Genomic DNA, 18,676 nt, shown 5'->3' on the forward strand with positions numbered 1-18,676 from the left:
GCGACGCGTCGGCGGGTATCGCCGGGGAATCGGGACGGGCCGCCTCCGGCGGTTGGGGGATCGGCATTGGTACATTCCAGGGATGCCCGTTCGTAAGTCGTTGATGGTGTCCTCGGTCGGCCTGATCCTGTGTGCGCAAGCGCTGACCGGTTGCGGCGGATCCAACAAGCCGATCGACACCACCAAGCTGTTCAACGTCCAGTCGACTTTCGACTCGGACTACAAGAGCCAGACCAAGGGGCCCAACGACATCGACCCGAAGATTCTCGGGCCGCAGAAGATGCCGCCCGGCGTGACCTTCGATCCGGCCGACTGCGCCGAATTCGCGGCATCCAGCGGCCGGCCGCCCAAGGGCATCCGCGGCAAGATGTCGATGGTCTCGATCGTCGGCAACGGCAACCAGATGGCCGCCATCGCCATGCAGTCCGACCAGGAACTGCCCTACGATGCCGCCGCGGCCGAGAACTGCAAGCAGGTGTCGTTCAACGCGGGCAAGCTCACCGGAGACCTCGAGGAGGTGGATGCGCCGCAGATCGACCACGCCACGACGGTGGGGGCGCATTCGCAGATCACCATCACCGGCAAGGACGGGCAGACGCAGTCCCGTGAGACCTACACATTCACCGCATACCTCGGAACCGCGCTGGTGCAGGTGACCGCCAGCCCGCAGCAGCTCCGCGGCCAGCCGCCGGGCATGGTCGACGCCGAGCGGGCACGTCAGCTGCTGGTGGATGCGGTTGCCGCGCTGCGCGAGTAAACGCGCCGCGGCTGTCAGGCCTCGCCGGTGGCGACCGGACGGTTCGGATCCGAACTCCACTGCGACCACGAGCCGGGGAACAGGGCAGCGGACCGGCCGATGGCAGCCAGCGCCGCCACGATCACCGCGGCACTGATTCCCGAGCCGCAGTAGGCGCCGACCGTATCGGCGGCGCCGACACCGCGGTCGGTCAGCAGCCGGGCGAGTTCGTCGTCGGGCAGGAACGTGCCGTCAGCGGCGAGCAATGCGGTGAACGGCAGGTTCTTCGCGCCCGGGATATGACCGGCGGCCGCGTCGATGGGTTCGACCTCGGCGCGGAACCGTTCGGGTGCGCGGGCGTCGAGCAGCGACAACGTGCCGGTGCGGGCGCCCTCGCCGGCGTCATCGGCGGTGAGCGTGGGCTGCAGGCCGTCGTAGAGGTCTTCGGGTAGCAGGGTGACATTGCCGGGCTCCGGCGTGACGGCACCGGTCTGGACCGCGCCGCCGGCCGCCGACCACGCCGCCAGGCCGCCGTCGAGAATGCGGACATCCTTGACTCCGGAGGTCCTCAGCAACCACCAGAGCCGACCGGACCCGGCCCGATTCCAGTCGTCGTAGACCACCACCGGTCGATCACGTCGCACTCCCCACCGGCGGGCGGCGCTCTCCAGATTGCGGCCGGTCGGCAGCGGGTGGCGGCCCCAGCCGGTCACGGCGTGATCGGAGAGCTCGTCTTCGAGCGCGACATACACCGCGCCCGGAATGTGGCCCGCGAGGTACGCCGGATATCCGTCGGGTTGGTCCAGGCTCCACCGGACGTCGAGGATCGTCGGCGAATCACCCGATCGCAGGAGCTCGGCGAGCTCCGCGGCGCGGATCAGAACTCTACTGCGCGGGCCTTCCGCGGGCATGCGCTCAGTAGTTGTTGCAGGAGCCGGCCACCTGGGTGATGGTGCCGACGTACTGCTGCGCCTCGGGCATGGCCTGGACCATGCCCGCCAGCTGCTGACGCTTGGCGGGGGGCGCGCTGAGGAACATCTGCAGCATGCCCTGCGCGTTCGGGTTGGCGTCGAACTCTGCCGCCGCGGCGGGGTTCTCCGCGTTGAGTGCCCGGGTGACCTGGGAGTAGGTGCAGGTGGTGTTGATGATCGGGCCGAGGTCGGGAGCCGCGGAGGCGAACCCGGATCCGGCGGAGATCGCTACGGCCACGCTGCCAGCTGCGACAGCGAATCTGGTCAACGACAGAGAGGCCATGTTTCGGACGCCTTTCACCAGTGCACCTTTACGGGGATGCGAAGACTTACGTCAAGACGGGCCAAGCTTAGCGGACCGCCGGTGATCGCGCTGAAGTCGCAGGTAGCGGCCTTACCGTGTGCTCACGAGCCGTGGCCGGGCTCGGTGCGCCACCACGGGGTGGGCTGGCGAGCGGCCCATCCGCTGATGCCCTCGAGTTCGGCGGCCAACGAAACCAGCAGGCCGTCGCTGTTGGCGGGCCCCATCAACTGCACCCCGATCGGCAACCCCTCCGAGGTGAACCCCGCCGGCACATTGACCGACGGCCACCCCAACAGGTTCCACGGCCAGGTCACCGGGCAGGCCGCGATTATGGCGCGGTCGGTCTCCAGCGCGCCGAGGTCGTCGAATGCGTGCACCGGCGGCGGTGGCTGGGCGGTGGTCGGTGCGAGCACCACGTCGACGATGCGGAAGATCGAGCCGACCCGACGCCGGTCCTCGGCTTCGTGCGCGCGGGCCTTGCGCAGTACGGCCTGCGACAGCAGTCGGCCGGTGCGCATGTTGGCCAGCGTCCGCGGGTCGAAGGTGACGTGATCGAAGCCGCTCGATGCGCCGAATACTCCGGCGGTGGAGCGGGACAGGAAGTTCCACGACAGGCGCATGCCGTAATCGGGGTTGCCCGGCAGCACCGTGTGCCCGAGCAGCCGCAACTGTTCGGCGGTGCGCTCAAGAGCGGCCCTGATCTCCGGGTGCAGCCGAGCGGGGAATCCGGTGAAGGGGAAACGGGTGGACAGCGCGATGCGCAGCGGCCCCGGCGCGGTCCGCACATGGTCGGAGACCGTGATCGGCGGCGGCTTGTGCAGATCACCGTCGGCGTTGCCGGCGACCGCGTCCAGCACCAGTGCCGCATCCTCGACGGTGCGGGCCAGCACGCCGTTGACGGTGAGCCCGTTGAATCCCTCCGGCTGCGGCCAGGTCGAGATGCGGCCGCGCTGCGGTTTGATGCCCACCAGATGAGTCCAGGCGGCGGGGATGCGCACGCTGCCGGCACTGTCGGATCCGATGGCCGCGGCGACCAATCCGGCGGCGACCGCGGCGGCGCTGCCACCGGAGGAACCGCCGGGAGTGTGCCGGCGTGACCAGGGATTGCGGGTGTGGCCGAATCCGGGGCCGCTGGTGAACGGCCACTGGCCCAACTCGCAGGTGTTGGTCTTGCCGACGATCACCGCGCCGGCGGCCCGCAGACGGCGCACCACCTCGGCGTCGTGGCCGGCGGGTTCGACGTATCCGGTGGTGCCGAACGACGTGGCCACTCCCGCGACGTCGGTGTCGTCTTTGATCGCGATGGGGATACCCAGCAGGGGGGCACGCCGGCCCGCGGCCCGACGTCGGTCGGCTTCGGCGGCGTCGGCCAGGGCGGACTCGGTGAAGACCACGCGAAAGGCGTTCAGGGTGGATTGGCTGGCGTCGATGGCGTGCAGTGCGCGACGCACCAGGTCGACAGAGGTCGCCTCGCCGCTGGCCAGCAGGTAGATCTGTTCGGTGAGGGTGGGGAAGCGGGTGTTGGACGCCGCGGGCGGTTGGGTCATCGGTGACGAGAGTATCGGCGTGCCACACCGGTGGGTGCCCTCGAAACGCGCCATGCGATGCCAAACTGATGCGATGCGGCTTTACCGGGACCGGGCGGTGGTGCTGCGCCAGCACAAGCTCGGCGAAGCCGACCGGATCGTCACTCTGCTCACCCGCGACCACGGATTGGTCCGCGCGGTGGCAAAAGGCGTGCGTCGTACCCGCAGCAAGTTCGGTGCCCGGCTGGAACCGTTCGCCCACATCGACGTTCAACTGCATCCCGGCCGCAACCTGGACATCGTCACCCAGGTGGTGTCGGTGGACGCGTTCGCCGCCGACATCGTCAGTGATTACGGCCGTTACACCTGCGCCTGCGTGATCTTGGAGACCGCGGAACGGTTGGCCGGCGCGGAGCGCGCCCCGGCGACGGCGTTGCACCGGCTCACCGTCGGCGCCTTGCGTGCGGTCGCCGACGGCAGGCGTCCCCGCGAGTTGGTGCTCGATGCCTACCTGCTGCGCGCCATGTCGGTGGCCGGGTGGGCGCCGGCGTTGACCGAGTGTGCGCGCTGCGCCACCCCCGGCCCGCATCGGTCCTTTCACGTCGCGGCCGGCGGCAGCGTCTGCGGGCATTGCCGGCCGGCCGGGTCGACGACCCCTCCACTGGGCGTGCTGGATCTGATGTCGGCGCTGCACGACGGCGACTGGGAGGCCGCCGGGCGATCCAGCACGGCTCATCGCAGCCATGCCAGCGGGTTGGTGGCCGCTCATCTGCAATGGCACCTGGAACGTCGGCTGCGCACCTTGCCGCTGGTGGAACGGGTCCAGCAGCGGGCGGTCGAACCCGACCCCGACCCCGACGCCGATCCCGAGTTCGAGGCGACCGGCAGCGACGGCTGACCGCAGCTGGAGTCGACCGGCAATGATGTCCGTTTCGGTGGACTTTTCGGGCCTCGGCGGTAGGCTGATGCGACTTTCACGATCCGACTGTTCAATCAGGAAGGCAGGCCGAATGTTTCACGACACCGGGTGGGGGCGCTGGGCGCATAGCACCACGCCGCGATACGGAGCTGGTCTCGGTATGGCGGCGGGAGCGCTGCTCGTCGTGGGAATGATCCCGGCCGTGGCCCCGACAGCCCGTGCCGGTTTCGAAGCCGGGCCGGGTTTCGGGATCGGAGCGCCGTTACAGATGCACGCCCCCGGGGCTGACGGTGCAGACGGAGCCGATGGTGCTCCTGGTGCAGACGGGGCTCCTGGTGCAGACGGTGCCGACGGGGCCGACGGTGCCGCGGGTGCTGGTGGCCAAGGCGGCAAGGGCGGCCAAGGCGGCAAGGGCGGCCAGGGCGGTAAAGGCGGCCAGGGCGGCAAGGGCGGCGCCGGGGGTCAAGGCGGCCAGGGCGGTAAAGGCGGCGACGGTGGCCAGGGTGGCGCCGGCGGCAAGGGCGGTGCCGGTGGTGCCGGCGGCGCAGCCGGACCCGGCGGTGAGCCCGGTGAGGGCGGTGCCGGTGGACTGGGTGGCGAGCCCGGGCCCGGCGGAACCCCGGGGGAGCCTGGTCAGCCCGGTGAACCGGGCCGCGCCGGCTGATCCGAGCCGCCACGACCATTCCGGCGCGTCGGGGACTCCATCCGGAGTCGCTCCCGGCGCGTCGGCCCAATCAGCCCCCGCTAAAGTCTGAACCGATCAGGTGGGGGTCAAATCAACAAGGAGCCACAAAGAAGTGACCGATAATCCACGCGCAGACATCGTCTCCCGGCAGTACGAGCGGTGGACGTACCCGCCGCCCATCCACGACCTCCAGGCATGGTCGGCCGGAAACTGGGAATGGTTCGACCCGAGCCACGCGCACCGGGTGCTGTGGCCGGACCGTGAGTACCGCCCCGACCTCGACATCCTGATCGCGGGTTGCGGTACCAACCAGGCGGCGGTCTTCGCCTACAACAACCCCCAGGCCAAGGTGGTGGCCGTCGACATCAGCGCGTCGTCGCTGGGGCACCAGCAGTACCTCAAGGACAAGCACGGCCTGTGGAACCTGGAGCTGCACCAGCTCCCGATCGAGGAACTGTCCAGCCTCAACCAGGACTTCGACCTCGCGGTCTCGACGGGCGTGCTGCACCACATGGCCGACCCGAAGGTCGGCATGAAGGCGATCGCCGACCAGCTTCGTCCGGACGGCGTCGCCGGCATCATGCTCTACGCCCGCTACGGCCGGATCGGCATCGAGATCCTGGAGACGGTCTTCCAGGACCTGGGGCTGGAGCAGAGCGACGAGTCGATCCAGACCGTTCGCCAGGCCATCCGGATGCTCTCGCAGGACCACCCGGTCCAGTCGTACCTGAAGATCGCCGGCGACCTGGCATCGGACTCGGGTCTGGTGGACACCTTCCTGCACGGTCGGGCGAAGAGCTACGACGTCGACGGCTGTATCGATCTGGCCAACTCGGCCGGCCTGGACTTCCAGGGCTGGCTGCTCAAGGCCCCGTACTACGCGCACGACATCGCCGCACCGTCGGGTGGTTTCTACGACAAGGTGAACGCGCTGCCGGAGGAGAAGATCTGGTCGGTGATGGAGCGCATCCACACCCTCAACGCGCGCCACTTCTTCATCGCCACTCCGAGCTCCCGGCCCAAGAGCAGCTACGCGATCGACTTCTCGACGCCCGAGAGCCTCGATTACGTGCCGCTGTTCCGTTGGAAGTGCGGCCTGAACGGCAACGAGATCTTCCGTCCGGGCTGGCGGTTGGGTCTGAACCCGGCCCAGCTGCCGTTCGTCCAGAGCATCGACGGGCGCCGCAGCATCCGTCAGATCGCCGCGGACCTGGCGCAGGCCGGCGGCCCGTCCCGCGGCAGCCTCGCCGACCTGGAGAAGTTCGGGCGCAAGCTGTTCCAGTCGCTGTGGCGTCTGGACTTCGTCGCGATGGATCTGAGTGCCCGTTCCTGATCGTCGGTATGACCGGTAAGCCGCCGCGGCGACCACGACTACGTGGTCGCCGCGAGCGGTTCCGGACCGGTCGGGCAGGATGGGGCGCATGGTGTTGAACCGGGCCAATCGGAAGGTCGCCTTCCCGCAACTGCCCGCGGCGCCCGACGACTATCCGGTGTTTCCGGACAAGTCCACCTGGCCGGTGGTCTTCCCGCAGTTGCCGGAGCCGCCGGGTGGGGGACCGTGCCGTCCCCCGCAGCACACCTCCAAGGCGGTCGCCCCGCAGATCCCCGCCGAGGCGCTGCCCAACCACGTCGCCGTCGTGATGGACGGCAACGGTCGCTGGGCCACCCAGCGCGGATTGGGGCGTACCGAGGGCCACAAGATGGGCGAAGCGGTGCTGATCGACATCACTTGTGGTGCCATCGAACTCGGCATCAAGTGGTTGACCGTGTACGCCTTCTCCACCGAGAACTGGAAACGTTCGGCGGAGGAAGTCCGGTTCCTGATGGGGTTCAACCGGGAGGTCGTGCGGCGCCGCAGGGAGAACCTCAACGCGATGGGCGTGCGCATGCGCTGGGTGGGTTCGCGGCCGAAGATGTGGCGCAGCGTGATCAAGGAATTCGAGATCGCCGAAGCCATGACCGTCGGTAACGACGTCATCACCATCAACTACTGCGTGAACTACGGCGGGCGTACCGAGATCGCCGAGGCCGCACAGGCGATCGCCGCCGAGGCCGTCGCGGGCAAGCTCAACCCGAACCGCATCAACGAGGCCACCATTGCGCGGCATCTGCACCGCCCCGACATGCCCGACGTGGACCTGCTGATCCGTACCTCCGGCGAGCAGCGGTCGTCGAACTTCATGCTGTGGCAGGCGGCCTACGCCGAGTACATCTTTCAAGAGAAGCTGTGGCCGGACTACGACCGCCGCGACCTCTGGGAGGCCTGCGAACAGTACGCGTCGCGGCAGCGGCGGTTCGGAAGCGCGTGATGGCGGCACTGGCCGACCGACTCGCCCCGGTGCTCGCCGAGGTGCTGACCGTCGACGCCGAACCCGATGGCGCACTGACCGTCCAGCACGACGGAACGTTGGCATCGCTGCGGGTGGTGCCGATAGCCGAAGACCTCGAACTGGTGTCGCTCACCCAGATCCTGGGCTGGGATCTTCCGCTGACCGAGACGCTGCGTGCCCGTGCCGCCGAGCAGGCCGACCTCAGCCAACTCGGGACGGTCACCCTGGTCGCCAAGGACGCCGAGTCTGCAGATGTGATGCTGCGCTACAACTTTCCCGGAACCGGCCTGACCGACGAGGCGCTGTGCACGCTGGTCTTGTTGGTACTCGCCAAAGGCGTGGACATCCGGGGCGCGTTGATCGGCTGAGGTCTCCGGACGGCGCGGGAGCTCAGCCGCGACAGTCGGCGCAGGTGCCGAAGATCTCGATGGTGTGCTCGACGTCGGAATAGCCGTGCTCGGCGGCGATCCGGGCCGCCCACTCCTCGACCTCACGGTCACCCACCTCCACGGTGGCTCCGCAGTCTCGGCACACCAGGTGGTGATGATGGTGTTCCGAACAGCGCCGGTACACCGACTCGCCGGTGTCCGAACGCAGGGTGTCGACCAGGCCGGCTGTGGCCATCGCCTGCAGGGTCCGGTAGACCGTGGTCAATCCGATGTTCTCGCCGCGCTCACGCAGCGCGTCGTGCAGTTCCTGTGCGGACCTGAAATCGTCGACGGACTCCAGCAACGCCGAGATCGCCGCGCGTTGCCGGGTGGCGCGTACGCCGGGGGGCGTCAACGGTCTTCACCGGCGTGAGCCACGGCGTCGATCGCGATATGGGCGAGGTGGTGGTCGGCCAGTCGGTAGAGCACCTCGCGGCCGGAGCGTTCCCCGGCGACGACTCCCGCCGCCTTGAGGATCTTCAGGTGCTGACTGACCAACGGTTGCGGAACTCCGAGCGCATCGACCAGTTCGTGTACGCAGCGCTGCGATTCCTGCAGTTGCAACACGATGGCGATCCGCACCGGAGCGGCCAACGCGCGCAACAGTTCTCCGGCTGCATCGAGGATCTCCCGCGGCGGCGGCGCGGGGAATGCGGAGCCGGCGTGCTGGTGGTCGTCGGCTACCAATCCCGAGGCGGAGGGAGACATGTCACCACCTCCGGCTGAACTGGGAAATCGGTCCGATCTGACGTCCACTGTTCCATGCGTGATGATGCATGTCAAAGAACTCGGACGGTGTCGATACGATGGCTCAAGCTTTGCGCGCCGGCGTTGCCGGGGCGGTCCCGACCAGACAGGAGTGCACCCCCTCGTGGCGTCCATCATCGACACCGTTGCCAACTTGGCCAAGCGACGTGGCCTGGTCTTTCAGTCTGGCGAAATCTATGGCGGCACCAAGTCGGCGTGGGACTACGGCCCACTCGGGGTGGAGCTCAAGGAGAACATCAAGCGGCAGTGGTGGCGCTCGGTCGTGATGTCCCGTGACGACGTCGTCGGCCTGGACAGCGCGATCATCTTGCCGCGCCCGGTGTGGGTGGCCTCCGGCCACGTCGCGGTCTTCAACGACCCGCTGGTGGAGTGCCTCAACTGCCACAAGCGGCATCGGCAGGACCACATGCAGGAAGCGGTGGCACTGAAGAAGGGTGGCAACCCCGATGACGTGCCGATGAGTGAGATCTCCTGCCCGGACTGCGGTACCAAGGGCGAGTGGACCGAGCCCCGCGACTTCAACATGATGCTCAAGACCTATCTCGGACCGATCGAATCCGAAGAGGGCATGCATTACCTGCGGCCGGAGACCGCGCAGGGCATCTTCGTCAACTTCGCCAACGTGGTGACCACGGCGCGCCGCAAGCCGCCGTTCGGAATCGGCCAGATCGGCAAGAGCTTCCGCAACGAGATCACCCCCGGCAACTTCATCTTCCGGACCCGCGAGTTCGAACAGATGGAGATGGAATTCTTCGTCGAGCCGTCCACGGCGGCCGAGTGGCACAAGTACTGGATCGAGACGCGCCTGCAGTGGTACGTGGACCTGGGTATCGAGCGTGAGAACCTGCGTCTGTACGAGCACCCGCGCGAGAAGCTGTCGCACTACTCCGACGGCACCACCGATATCGAGTACAAGTTCGGTTTCGCCGGCAACCCGTGGGGTGAACTGGAGGGCATCGCCAACCGGACCAACTTCGACCTGTCCACTCACTCCGAGCATTCCGGTGTCGACCTGTCGTTCTACGACCAGGGCACCGACACCCGCTACGTCCCCTACGTGATCGAGCCGGCAGCCGGCCTGACCCGCTCGCTGATGGCGTTCCTGGTCGACGCGTACCACGAGGACGAGGCGCCCAACGCCAAGGGCGGGGTGGACAAGCGCACCGTGCTGCGGCTGGACCCCCGGCTGGCGCCGGTCAAGGCGGCGGTGCTGCCGCTGTCGCGCAACGCCGATCTGTCGCCGAAGGCCCGCGATCTGGCCGCCGAGTTGCGCCAGTCCTGGAACGTCGAATTCGACGACGCCGGGGCGGTCGGGCGGCGCTACCGGCGTCAGGACGAGATCGGTACGCCGTTCTGCATCACGGTCGACTTCGATTCACTCGAAGACCACTCCGTCACGGTGCGTGAGCGCGACACCATGGCGCAGGAGCGGGTCGCGATCGACGCGGTCTCGGATTACCTGGCGGTCCGCCTCAAGGGCTGCTGAGCGGATTCCGCACGGCGTCGGTGCGCCCCGCCCGGGGTGCGCAGGGCGGGTAGACGACGCGCGCCCCGGGTTCCTGAGAGTCTGGGCGTTCGGCTTGATGTGCGGTCCCGGTCGGCATTTACTTATCGGAGCCTATATATTTTCGAGGCACTCTGACCGACTGATGTAGTCCACACCTGGGAGGTAGGTAGATGACTATGAGCAAGCGCACCACGCAATCGGATGATCCGCGCCGCACCACGGGACGGCGTCGCAACCGCGCGATCGGGGTGGGGAGCTCGATCGCGGCGTTCCTGGCGTTCGGGATGACCCCGCTCGCCGCCGCCCCGGACGCCCACGCCGACGGGCTCGACTGGCTGATGGACATCTTCGACCCCGGCCTGGTGATCGGCTCGGCCGCCGACACCAGCGATGTCGACGGCGTCTTCGGCGATTCGCCGTTCTGGGACCAGCTGCTGCTGGGCAACCCCGAGCTCGACCCGGCGGCCATCGTCGAGCAGTGGATGTATGACCCGTGGCACGACATGATGCAGGCCTGGATCACCAGCGACTTCGGCGAGCAGGTCAACGATGCGATCAACGCTGCCTACATCCAGCTCAACGGCGAGGACAGCCTCGATGGTGCGTGCGGCCTGATCTGCAACGGCGACGACGGCACCGCGGACAGCCCCGACGGCGGTATGGGCGGGCTGTGGTTCGGCGACGGCGGTGACGGCTGGGACTCCACGGTGCAGGGTGAAGCCGGCGGTGACGGTGGCGCGGCCGGGTTCTTCGGCAACGGCGGCGCAGGTGGTGACGGCTGGGATTCCACCGTCGCCGGAGTCGACGGCGGTGCAGGCGGCAACGGTGGCACCGGCGGCACGGTCATGGGTGACGGCGGAGTCGGCGGCACCGGCGGTGCCGGATACGCCGCGACGGCCAACGGCGTCGGTGGCGTCGCGACCGGATCCAACGGTGGGGTCGGCGGTGCCGGTGGCGACGCGGTCGCCTCGATCTTCGGCAACGGCGGCGCCGGCGGTGTCGGTGGTGTCGGTGGTGCGGCGACCGCCAACGGGGCCACGGGCACCGTCGTCGGCGGCAACGGCGGGGCCGGCGGCACGGGCGGTGACTCGGCCGCACCGATCGGCAACGGCGGCGAAGGCGGGGCCGGCGGTGCGGGCGGTGCCGGCGGCGAAGGCACCTCCAACGGGTTCAGCGGTGACTCCACCGGCGGCAACGGCGGGCAGGGCGGCACCGGTGGCGTCGCCGAGAACGGCCACGGCGGTGTCGGCGGGGTCGGTGGTGCCGGTGGCGAGGCCACATCCAACGGCGCCGACGGCATCGCCAACGGCGGTGACGGTGGTGCCGGTGGCACCGGCGGCCAGGGCCTCATCGCCGGCACCGGTGGTGCGGGCGGTGCGGGCGGCGACGCCCGGTCGAACGGCAGCGGGGGTACCGCGACCGCCGGTGACGGCGGCGCGGGCGGTGCCGGCGCCGTGGGCGGCACGGGCGCGGCGGGCAGCGTCGGCGGCACCGGTGGCGCGGGCGGTGCCGGTGGTGCCGGCGGCGATTCCACCACCCACGGTGCCGGCGGCGTCTCGACGGCCGGCGACGGCGGTGACGGTGGCGCCGGCGGTGACGGCGGGACCGGCGGCACCGGTGGCGCAGCGGGCGGGGCCGGCGGGACCGGCGGACCCGGTGGTGCCGGTGGCACCGCGACGGCGACCGGACCCAGCACCGGAACCGATGGCACGGCCGGCACGGCCGGACCGGACGGTCAGGCGGGCGCCAGCGGCCCCACCGACGCCGGCTGATCCAGCGTCTCGGCAGCAGTGCCCGCACGCCTCAGGCGTGCGGGCACTGCTGTTCTATCGACTGCGGTGGCGTCGGTACTCGGGGGTGCTCGGGGGTGCTCGGCCGACGGTGCGACCGCCGATCGAGGGGCGGGGACTAGAAGCGCCCGCCGCCGCCGAAGAAACCCCGCCGGAGGAGGAACCGCCGAACGAGGTGGGACTCCAGCCGCCCCCGCCGCCGCCGAATCCGCCGCCCATCCCGCCCCCGCCGAGGATGTTGCCGATGATGATGCCGCCGAGCATGGCACCGGTGTCGTTGCCGCCCCCGTGCCCGCCGCCGTAGCGCCCGTAGTAGGCGCGCTGCGCGGCCTGCACGTCGGCTTTGGCCAGGGATTGCGCCGCGGCCGCAAGCGTGGCGGCACCGTTGGCCTGGGTGATGGCGCCGGGCACATCGGTGCCACGTCGGTCGTTGGCGGCGTCGAGGCGGCGCCGCGCCTCGGCCAGCCGGGTGCGGGCCTCCGGGCCGACGCTGCCACGACGGGTGTCGATGTAGTCCGAGACGGCGCGGATGCGCGATGAGGCGGTGAACAACGCCTGTTCCAGCGTGCGGGCCAGGCGTTCGGCGGCGGCGCGTTCCTCGGCCACGGTGTCCAGTAACTGGTCCAGGTCGGTGTCGGCCTTGATCAACGCGGTGAACGCACCCAACGGGTCACCCGAACCGCGTGCGGTGGTGACGGCCCCGGCCACCGTGTCGCGGGCGGCGGTCAGCTCGGACCGGTGGGTGCCCACGCCACGCTGCAGGGCGGCGTTGGCCTGCGCGATGCTCTCCTCCGCGTCGGTGATCGCCTGGGGCAGGGTGGCGACGGCGTGCCGGATGTCGCGGGCGGCGTTGTCGACGGCGTCTAGCAGTGCCCGGCACTGGCACAGCCCCGACTCCGCGGCCCGGACCGCGTCCACCAGTTCGCTCTGTCCGCCGGTCACCGGATGATCGGCCAGGGCACGGGCCCGGGTGATGTTGCGTTCGGCGAAGGCCACCCGGTCCTGTGCGGTCTTGACGTTGCCGGCCACCGAACTGAGCGCGGTGGCGTCGAACTCGTTGTGCAGTTCCATCAGATGACGCTCCGATGCCGGGATGCGGCCGGTCAGCTCCACCATCAGCTGGGTCAGGGCGTTGAGGCGCTCCGGTGCGTTGAGCACCAGGTCGCGCAGCTGCTCGAACGAGGCGCGTTGGGTCTCCAGGTCGCGGTCGGCCTTCGAGGCGGTCACGATCACCCCGGTGAGCAGGTCGCGCTGTTGGGCCGGTGTCTCGGGGATGTCGTCGTCGAGCTGCTGACGCACGGTGAAGGCGTGTTCCATGGCGGCCTTGGCCGAGGCGACGGCCTGGGCGAACGGCCGGGTGCGTTCCTCGCCGAATTCATCGACCGCCAACTCGAGTTCGTTGGCGCTGGTGCGCACCGCGTTGTCGACTTCGACCACCTTCTCCCGGGACAGGGCGTCCAGGGCGAAGACCGGCACGTCGGCCAGGGCGTTGGGATCGGTCGAATCGAGCCGTCGTGCGGCGGCCACCGCCGCGTTGCGTCGCCGGCGCCGCAGCCGACGCGCCACCAGCAGCACCGCCAGCCCGGCCGCGGCGACGACGGCCAGTGCGATCAGGATCGGTGCCCAGCTCACCTCCACCGGTGCAGCCGCGGCATCCAACCCGGTGGCGGCCGCCGACGCCGCAGCAGCCCAGTCCCCGCGGTGCAGGGCGGGTTCGATCTGGTTGCGCCGCAGGGCTTCCACCTTGCTGTTGCTGATCTCGGAGATGCCCTCGGAGACCAGGAATGCGTAGCTGCGGTCTGCAACGGCCACCGCCAGCAGGGCGTCGTTGCTGCCGAGGTCGCTCAGGCGCGCGGTGCTGCGCCCCCAGCCGTCGGCGGTCTGCCCGGAGAACACGTCGACGTAGACCACCCACAGCCGGATGTGCCGGTCGGCGTAGAGCCGGTCGATCGCGCCCTGCACCGCGGCGCGTTCGGGTGGCGACAACACCCCGGCGTTGTCCGAGATCGAGCTGGGCAGACGCATCGGGGGCTGCGCAGCGGCGCTCGGTGCAACCAGCAGCACGGCGCACAGCATTGCCAGTACCGCGCTGATCAGGCGGGAGATTCGCATGCTCGCCAATCTATATGCGATCGGGGAGTGCGCGACGGAAATCTAGGACGGTGCGGGGCGGGCCGCCGAGCCTTTCGGCACCCGGTTTCGGCCCGGCGTGTCCCGATGCGGATCCGGTCAAAATAGACTGGCGGCGGTGGGCACAGACTTCTCCGACGGCTACGTGGCACACGACTGCGAACGCATCGTGGCAGAGTCACCGAAAACCGCCGGTCTGCCCGGGACCGGTGGTCAACACCGCACCGACTTCGCGCGGGACCGGGCCCGGGTACTGCATTGCGCCGCGCTGCGTCGACTCGCCGACAAGACGCAGGTCGTCGGTCCTCGCGACGGGGACACACCGCGCACCCGCCTGACGCACTCCCTGGAGGTCGCGCAGATCGGCCGCGGGATGGCGATCGGGCTGGGTTGCGATCCGGACCTGGTCGATCTGGCCGGGCTGGCCCATGACATCGGGCATCCGCCGTACGGCCACAACGGCGAACAGGCACTCAACGAAATCGCGGCCGAATGCGGCGGATTCGAGGGAAACGCCCAGAACTTCCGTATCCTGACCAGCCTGGAACCCAAAGTGCTGGGACCGGACGGGCGCAGCGCGGGGTTGAACCTGAGCCGGGCGGCGCTGGACGCGGTCACCAAATATCCCTGGCGTAGGCGCGGTGAAGACGGCGCGATCCGAACCAAGTTCGGTTTCTACGACGACGACCTGCCCGCCGCGGAGTGGATGCGTCGCGGTGCGCCCGGGGAACGGGTCTGCCTGGAGTCGCAGATCATGGACTGGGCCGACGATGTCGCCTATTCGGTGCACGACGTCGAAGACGGTGTCATCTCGGGCCGTATCGACCTACGGGTGCTCGACGATCCCTCGACGGTGGCCGAACTGGCGCGGTTGGGCGATCCGCACGGGATACACGACCTGGCCGGGGCCGCCCGCCGGCTCACCGAGCTTCCGGTGGTGGCCGCGGTGGGCGACTACGACGCGACACTGTCGGCGTCGGTGGCACTCAAACGGTTGACCAGTGAATTGGTCGGCAGGTTCGCCTCTGCGGCGATCACCGCCACCCAGGCGGTCGCGGGCACCGGCCCGCTGACCCGCTATCAGGCAGACCTCGAAGTCCCCGCCCTGGTGCGAGCCGAGGTAGCCGTTCTGAAAACCCTTGCGGTGCAGTTCATCATCACCTCCGAGCAACACCGCCGAATTCAGGCGGACCAACGAGACCGGGTCCGTGAGGTGGCCGACCGACTGCTCGCCACCGCACCGCGCAGCTTGGACCCGATGTTCGTGCCGGCATTCACCGCCGCAACCGACGACGGCGCGCGACTGCGGGTGATCGTCGACCAGATCGCGTCCTGCACCGAGGGACGGTTGGAACGTCTGGTGACGGGGTGAGCCGGCTCAGCCGAGCCGGCTGACCTTGTTCATCATCGCCTGGACCGCCTCGATGCTGCTGGTGTGCGGATCTCCGGTACCACTGGCGTCTTCGGTGCCGGTGAAGGCGATCAACACCCCGACGATGCAGTTGCCCCGCACTCCGATGGCCCGGGTGTCGGGTGCCTTGGGGCTCTCATCGAGCACGATCGACGCCGCCAGGACGTCGTCGGTGATCCGAACGTCGGTGATGTGCATCTCGGTGCCGCGAAGGTGCGGCGATCCGACCAGGTCCGGGTCGGCGGTGTTGACCGGATGCCCGTCGCATCCCTTCCACTGCTGGGCGAACCGGTCGAAGAGTTCCCGGGCCTCCGCGGCGCTGGGCAGCGCGACCACGGCTTCCTTGACGAACATCACCCGGGTGTCCAGGGGCTTGAAGTCGCCGCGGGACGGCTCGGAGTCGGTCCAGGTCTCGCGGGCATAGCTTTGAACGGACGCCGAAGCGTAGGCGCTCTTCTGCGCGACATCCACGACCCCGGCACAGTCACCGGGGGAGGCGGTGTCCTCCATCGCCTCGAATCCGCCGTACGACGGCGGCCCGGTCACGGTGGTGAACGGCTGATCCAGCATGGCGGTGAGCTCGGTTCCGTTGAGCAGCACCTGCTTGACGGTCTCGCCGCTGATGCCGACGGTCTCGCGGGACCGGTCGGACAGCGCCAGCCAGGTCGCCACCGCGGCCACGGCCACGACGACGGCGGCAAGGGCCGTCGACCAGACCCGCTTCGATTTCATCTACGCCCCTGTCGCAGCAGTTGACCCGTCATTAAAGCATGGGCGATACAGCCACGAGGGCGCGCTCTAGACTGACTCGATGCCCGGCCGTATCTCTGATCGCGACATCGCCGCCATCCGCGAACGTGTCCGGATTGAGGACGTGGTCGGTGACTACGTACAGCTCAGGCGGGCCGGGGCGGATTCGCTCAAGGGCCTGTGCCCGTTCCACAACGAGAAGTCGCCGTCGTTTCACGTCCGGCCCAACCACGGGCTGTTCCACTGCTTCGGCTGCGGCGAGGGCGGTGACGTCTATGCCTTCGTGCAGAAGATCGAGCACGCCAGCTTCGTGGAGGCGGTGGAGATGCTGGCCGATCGGGTCGGCCACACCATCACCTACACCGGAGCATCGGCCACCAACGTTCGGCGTGAGCGCGGCGGACGCAGTCGGCTGATCGCCGCCAATGCGGCGGCCGCCGAGTTCTACGCCGCGGCGTTGGGCAGCCCCGAAGCCGCACCGGCGCGCAAGTACCTCACCGAACGCAACTTCGACGCCGCGGCAGCCGAGCGTTTCGGCTGCGGATTCGCCCCGTCCGGTTGGGACTCGTTGACCAAACATCTGCTGCGCAAGGGGTTCGAGTTCAAGGAGCTCGAAGCGGCCGGGTTGTCGCGCGAGGGCCGCCGCGGCCCGATGGATCGATTCCACCGCCGACTGCTGTGGCCGATCCGGTCCTCGGCGGGGGAGGTGATCGGTTTCGGTGCCCGGCGGATCTTCGACGACGATCCGATGGAGGCCAAGTACGTCAACACGCCCGAGACCAGCCTCTACAAGAAGTCCAACGTGTTGTTCGGACTCGATCTGGCCAAGCGTGATATCGCCCGGGGACATCAGGCCGTCGTCGTCGAGGGCTACACCGACGTGATGGCCATGCATCTGGCGGGGGTCACCACCGCGGTCGCATCCTGCGGCACCGCCTTCGGTGATGAGCACCTGGCGATGCTGCGCCGACTGATGATGGACGACAAGTTCTTTCGCGGTGAGTTGATCTACGTCTTCGACGGCGACGCGGCCGGACGCGCCGCCGCCGTCAAGGCGCTCGAGGGCGAACAGCAGTTGGCCGGACAGTCTTTCGTGGCGGTGGCCGCCGACGGAATGGATCCCTGCGATCTGCGCCTGAGCCACGGCGATGAAGCGCTGCGTGATCTGGTGGCGCGCCGAACCCCGCTGTTCGAGTTCGCAGTTCGCACCGCGCTCGCAGAAATGGACCTGGACAACGCCGAGGGGCGCGTCGCGGCGCTGCGCCGCTGCGTTCCGATGGTCGCCCAGATCAAAGACCCGACGCTGCGCGACGAGTATGCGCGCCAGTTGGCCGGCTGGGTGGGATGGGATGACGTCGCGCAGGTGATCGGCCGGGTACGGGCCCAGGCCAGGAAAGGTCCGGCGGACACCGGCCGCGACGGGGCGCGACGGGCTGAACGCGCTGCCGCCAAACCCGCCGAACCGGCGGCGGTGGCACGCCCCAACCCGGCCGATCCGACCCTATGGCCGCAGCGTGAGGCGCTCAAAGCGGCGTTGCAGTTCCCCGCGCTGGCCGGGCCGGTATTCGACACGTTGAGCGTGGAGAGCTTCACCCACCCCGGCTACGCGGCGGTGCGGGCCGCGATCGAGGCGGCCGGGGGAACCGGGGGCGTCGCCGGTACCGGGGGAGCGCAGTGGATCGAGTCGGTGCGCGCCCAGACGACTTCGGCCCCGACGACCGCCTTGATCCACGAGATGAGCGTGGAGGCCATCCGCGTCGAGGAGGACAAGCTGCCGCGCTACATCGGCGGGGTGTTGGCCCGACTGCAAGAGGTGTGGGTGGGCCGCCAGATCGCCGAGGTCAAGTCGAAACTGCAGCGGATGTCGCCGGTGGAGAACAGTGACGAATATCACGCGCTCTTCGGTGATCTGGTCGCGATGGAGTCCTACCGCCGCAGCCTGCTGGAGCAGGCCAGCGGCGACGACCTGACCGCCTGACCGCGCGACCGTCCGGCCTGCGTACGCGACCGGAGGGGCCGCGCCCGAGCGGCGTGGTGCTCAGGCGCGGTCGTCGTCCGGTTCTTCGGGCTGTACCACCGAGATGCCGTCCTCGAGTTCGGTCAGGGTCACCATCGTCGGCTCGGGATGGATGCGGTTGGCGATGCTGCGTCGTCCCTTGTCGATCACCGCTTTGGCGATCGGGCTGCTGGTCATCGCGTGGTAGGTCCCGACTATCTGTTCGTAGCGACGACGGCCGGCCTTGGTGCCCATCACGTAGCCGACCCCCGCCACCACGACGTACCCGATCAAATTGGCCCCTTAAAACAGACGATGCAGTGCTTCCATCCTGCCTCACGCGGCGCCCCACCGCCCCGGTGCGACCCCCGTTGCACGGGGGTCGTTTCCGTATGCGCTAGAGTCTCTCAAGTCCACAAGGACAG

General features: G+C 69.2%; 17 protein-coding genes and 1 pseudogene. 10 read left to right on the plus strand and 8 right to left on the minus strand.

Annotated features, from left to right (window positions below; translation table 11 throughout):
- Window positions 1–82: 82 nt before the first annotated feature.
- A complete protein-coding gene (locus RCP38_RS06925; protein ID WP_308476383.1) occupies window positions 83–757 on the plus strand; it encodes a DUF5642 family protein in 675 nt (224 codons plus the stop codon).
- Window positions 758–771: 14 nt separating this feature from the next.
- Here the strand turns inward: RCP38_RS06925 and RCP38_RS06930 are convergent, their stop codons facing one another.
- From RCP38_RS06930 to RCP38_RS06940, 3 genes are all read right to left on the minus strand, one after another.
- The gene (locus RCP38_RS06930; RefSeq protein WP_308476384.1) at window positions 772–1,647 is read right to left on the minus strand and encodes a sulfurtransferase; all 876 of its coding nucleotides are present in this window, start codon (window positions 1,645–1,647) and stop codon (window positions 772–774) included.
- Between the two features lie 4 nt (window positions 1,648–1,651).
- The gene (locus RCP38_RS06935; protein WP_308476385.1) at window positions 1,652–1,990 is read right to left on the minus strand and encodes a hemophore-related protein; all 339 of its coding nucleotides are present in this window, start codon (window positions 1,988–1,990) and stop codon (window positions 1,652–1,654) included.
- A 122-nt stretch (window positions 1,991–2,112) separates the two neighbouring features.
- Window positions 2,113–3,558, minus strand: coding sequence for an amidase (locus RCP38_RS06940; protein ID WP_308476386.1), 1,446 nt, complete (start codon window positions 3,556–3,558; stop codon window positions 2,113–2,115).
- A 73-nt stretch (window positions 3,559–3,631) separates the two neighbouring features.
- Between RCP38_RS06940 and recO the strand changes: the two genes are divergently transcribed.
- The 5 genes from recO (at window position 3,632) to RCP38_RS06965 (ending at window position 7,839) form a co-directional block, all read left to right on the plus strand.
- Window positions 3,632–4,435 carry a DNA repair protein RecO gene (gene recO / locus RCP38_RS06945; RefSeq protein WP_308476387.1) on the plus strand — a complete coding sequence of 268 codons (804 nt, stop codon included), beginning with the start codon at window positions 3,632–3,634 and terminating at the stop codon, window positions 4,433–4,435.
- Between the two features lie 223 nt (window positions 4,436–4,658).
- The gene (locus tag RCP38_RS06950) at window positions 4,659–5,120 is read left to right on the plus strand and encodes a hypothetical protein (protein WP_308476388.1); all 462 of its coding nucleotides are present in this window, start codon (window positions 4,659–4,661) and stop codon (window positions 5,118–5,120) included.
- A 133-nt stretch (window positions 5,121–5,253) separates the two neighbouring features.
- Window positions 5,254–6,474 carry a class I SAM-dependent methyltransferase gene (locus RCP38_RS06955; RefSeq protein WP_308476389.1) on the plus strand — a complete coding sequence of 407 codons (1,221 nt, stop codon included), beginning with the start codon at window positions 5,254–5,256 and terminating at the stop codon, window positions 6,472–6,474.
- Between the two features lie 88 nt (window positions 6,475–6,562).
- Window positions 6,563–7,450 carry a decaprenyl diphosphate synthase gene (locus tag RCP38_RS06960; RefSeq protein WP_308476390.1) on the plus strand — a complete coding sequence of 296 codons (888 nt, stop codon included), beginning with the start codon at window positions 6,563–6,565 and terminating at the stop codon, window positions 7,448–7,450.
- Window positions 7,450–7,839 carry a hypothetical protein gene (locus RCP38_RS06965; protein WP_308476391.1) on the plus strand — a complete coding sequence of 130 codons (390 nt, stop codon included), beginning with the start codon at window positions 7,450–7,452 and terminating at the stop codon, window positions 7,837–7,839. Before RCP38_RS06960 ends, RCP38_RS06965 begins: the two co-directional genes overlap by 1 nt.
- 22 nt (window positions 7,840–7,861) lie before the next feature.
- Here RCP38_RS06965 and RCP38_RS06970 read toward each other — a convergent pair whose 3' ends face one another.
- Both RCP38_RS06970 and RCP38_RS06975 read right to left on the minus strand, forming a co-directional pair.
- Window positions 7,862–8,254 carry a Fur family transcriptional regulator gene (locus tag RCP38_RS06970; RefSeq protein ID WP_308476392.1) on the minus strand — a complete coding sequence of 131 codons (393 nt, stop codon included), beginning with the start codon at window positions 8,252–8,254 and terminating at the stop codon, window positions 7,862–7,864.
- Complete coding sequence (locus tag RCP38_RS06975) at window positions 8,251–8,607, minus strand: ArsR/SmtB family transcription factor (protein ID WP_308476393.1); 357 nt, start codon at window positions 8,605–8,607, stop codon at window positions 8,251–8,253. The genes RCP38_RS06970 and RCP38_RS06975 overlap by 4 nt, the downstream gene beginning before the upstream one ends.
- Window positions 8,608–8,770: 163 nt before the next feature.
- Between RCP38_RS06975 and RCP38_RS06980 the strand changes: the two genes are divergently transcribed.
- Both RCP38_RS06980 and RCP38_RS06985 read left to right on the plus strand, forming a co-directional pair.
- Entirely contained in the window at window positions 8,771–10,153 is a 1,383-nt protein-coding gene (locus RCP38_RS06980) for a glycine--tRNA ligase (RefSeq protein ID WP_308476394.1), read from the plus strand.
- Window positions 10,154–10,344: 191 nt separating this feature from the next.
- Window positions 10,345–11,946 carry a PGRS repeat-containing protein gene (locus RCP38_RS06985; protein WP_308476395.1) on the plus strand — a complete coding sequence of 534 codons (1,602 nt, stop codon included), beginning with the start codon at window positions 10,345–10,347 and terminating at the stop codon, window positions 11,944–11,946.
- Window positions 11,947–12,082: 136 nt separating this feature from the next.
- Here the strand turns inward: RCP38_RS06985 and RCP38_RS06990 are convergent.
- Window positions 12,083–14,076: pseudogene (locus RCP38_RS06990) on the minus strand (TPM domain-containing protein).
- Between the two features lie 136 nt (window positions 14,077–14,212).
- Between RCP38_RS06990 and RCP38_RS06995 the strand changes: the two are divergent.
- Window positions 14,213–15,466: a deoxyguanosinetriphosphate triphosphohydrolase gene (locus tag RCP38_RS06995; protein WP_308476396.1), complete on the plus strand. Its 1,254-nt coding sequence runs from the start codon at window positions 14,213–14,215 to the stop codon at window positions 15,464–15,466.
- A 6-nt stretch (window positions 15,467–15,472) separates the two neighbouring features.
- On the opposite strand, the gene RCP38_RS07000 is transcribed toward RCP38_RS06995, so the two are convergent.
- Window positions 15,473–16,237 (minus strand): sensor domain-containing protein, encoded by a 765-nt coding sequence (locus tag RCP38_RS07000; RefSeq protein WP_308476397.1) that lies wholly within the window; start codon window positions 16,235–16,237, stop codon window positions 15,473–15,475.
- A 79-nt stretch (window positions 16,238–16,316) separates the two neighbouring features.
- Between RCP38_RS07000 and dnaG the strand changes: the two genes are divergently transcribed.
- Window positions 16,317–18,233: a DNA primase gene (dnaG, locus tag RCP38_RS07005; protein ID WP_308476398.1), complete on the plus strand. Its 1,917-nt coding sequence runs from the start codon at window positions 16,317–16,319 to the stop codon at window positions 18,231–18,233.
- A gap of 60 nt (window positions 18,234–18,293) precedes the next feature.
- On the opposite strand, the gene RCP38_RS07010 is transcribed toward dnaG, so the two are convergent.
- Window positions 18,294–18,545, minus strand: a complete 252-nt coding sequence (locus RCP38_RS07010) for a hypothetical protein (protein ID WP_308476399.1) — start codon at window positions 18,543–18,545, stop codon at window positions 18,294–18,296.
- Window positions 18,546–18,676: the final 131 nt, after the last annotated feature.

The organism is Mycolicibacter sp. MU0083, from assembly GCF_963378075.1.
Classification (GTDB): Bacteria; Actinomycetota; Actinomycetes; order Mycobacteriales; family Mycobacteriaceae; genus Mycobacterium; species Mycobacterium kokjensenii.

Excerpts from the sequence above, each read along its gene's own strand:
- RCP38_RS07000 (WP_308476397.1), bottom strand. The coding sequence starts at position 16,237 with ATGAAATCGAAGCGGGTCTGGTCGACGGCCCTTGCCGCCGTCGTCGTG.
- RCP38_RS06975 (WP_308476393.1), bottom strand. The coding sequence starts at position 8,607 with ATGTCTCCCTCCGCCTCGGGATTGGTAGCCGACGACCACCAGCACGCC.
- RCP38_RS06965 (WP_308476391.1), top strand. The coding sequence starts at position 7,450 with ATGGCGGCACTGGCCGACCGACTCGCCCCGGTGCTCGCCGAGGTGCTG.
- RCP38_RS06930 (WP_308476384.1), bottom strand. The coding sequence starts at position 1,647 with ATGCCCGCGGAAGGCCCGCGCAGTAGAGTTCTGATCCGCGCCGCGGAG.
- recO (WP_308476387.1), top strand. The coding sequence starts at position 3,632 with ATGCGGCTTTACCGGGACCGGGCGGTGGTGCTGCGCCAGCACAAGCTC.
- RCP38_RS06940 (WP_308476386.1), bottom strand. The coding sequence starts at position 3,558 with ATGACCCAACCGCCCGCGGCGTCCAACACCCGCTTCCCCACCCTCACC.
- RCP38_RS06935 (WP_308476385.1), bottom strand. The coding sequence starts at position 1,990 with ATGGCCTCTCTGTCGTTGACCAGATTCGCTGTCGCAGCTGGCAGCGTG.
- RCP38_RS06960 (WP_308476390.1), top strand. The coding sequence starts at position 6,563 with ATGGTGTTGAACCGGGCCAATCGGAAGGTCGCCTTCCCGCAACTGCCC.
- RCP38_RS06925 (WP_308476383.1), top strand. The coding sequence starts at position 83 with ATGCCCGTTCGTAAGTCGTTGATGGTGTCCTCGGTCGGCCTGATCCTG.
- RCP38_RS06985 (WP_308476395.1), top strand. The coding sequence starts at position 10,345 with ATGACTATGAGCAAGCGCACCACGCAATCGGATGATCCGCGCCGCACC.
- dnaG (WP_308476398.1), top strand. The coding sequence starts at position 16,317 with ATGCCCGGCCGTATCTCTGATCGCGACATCGCCGCCATCCGCGAACGT.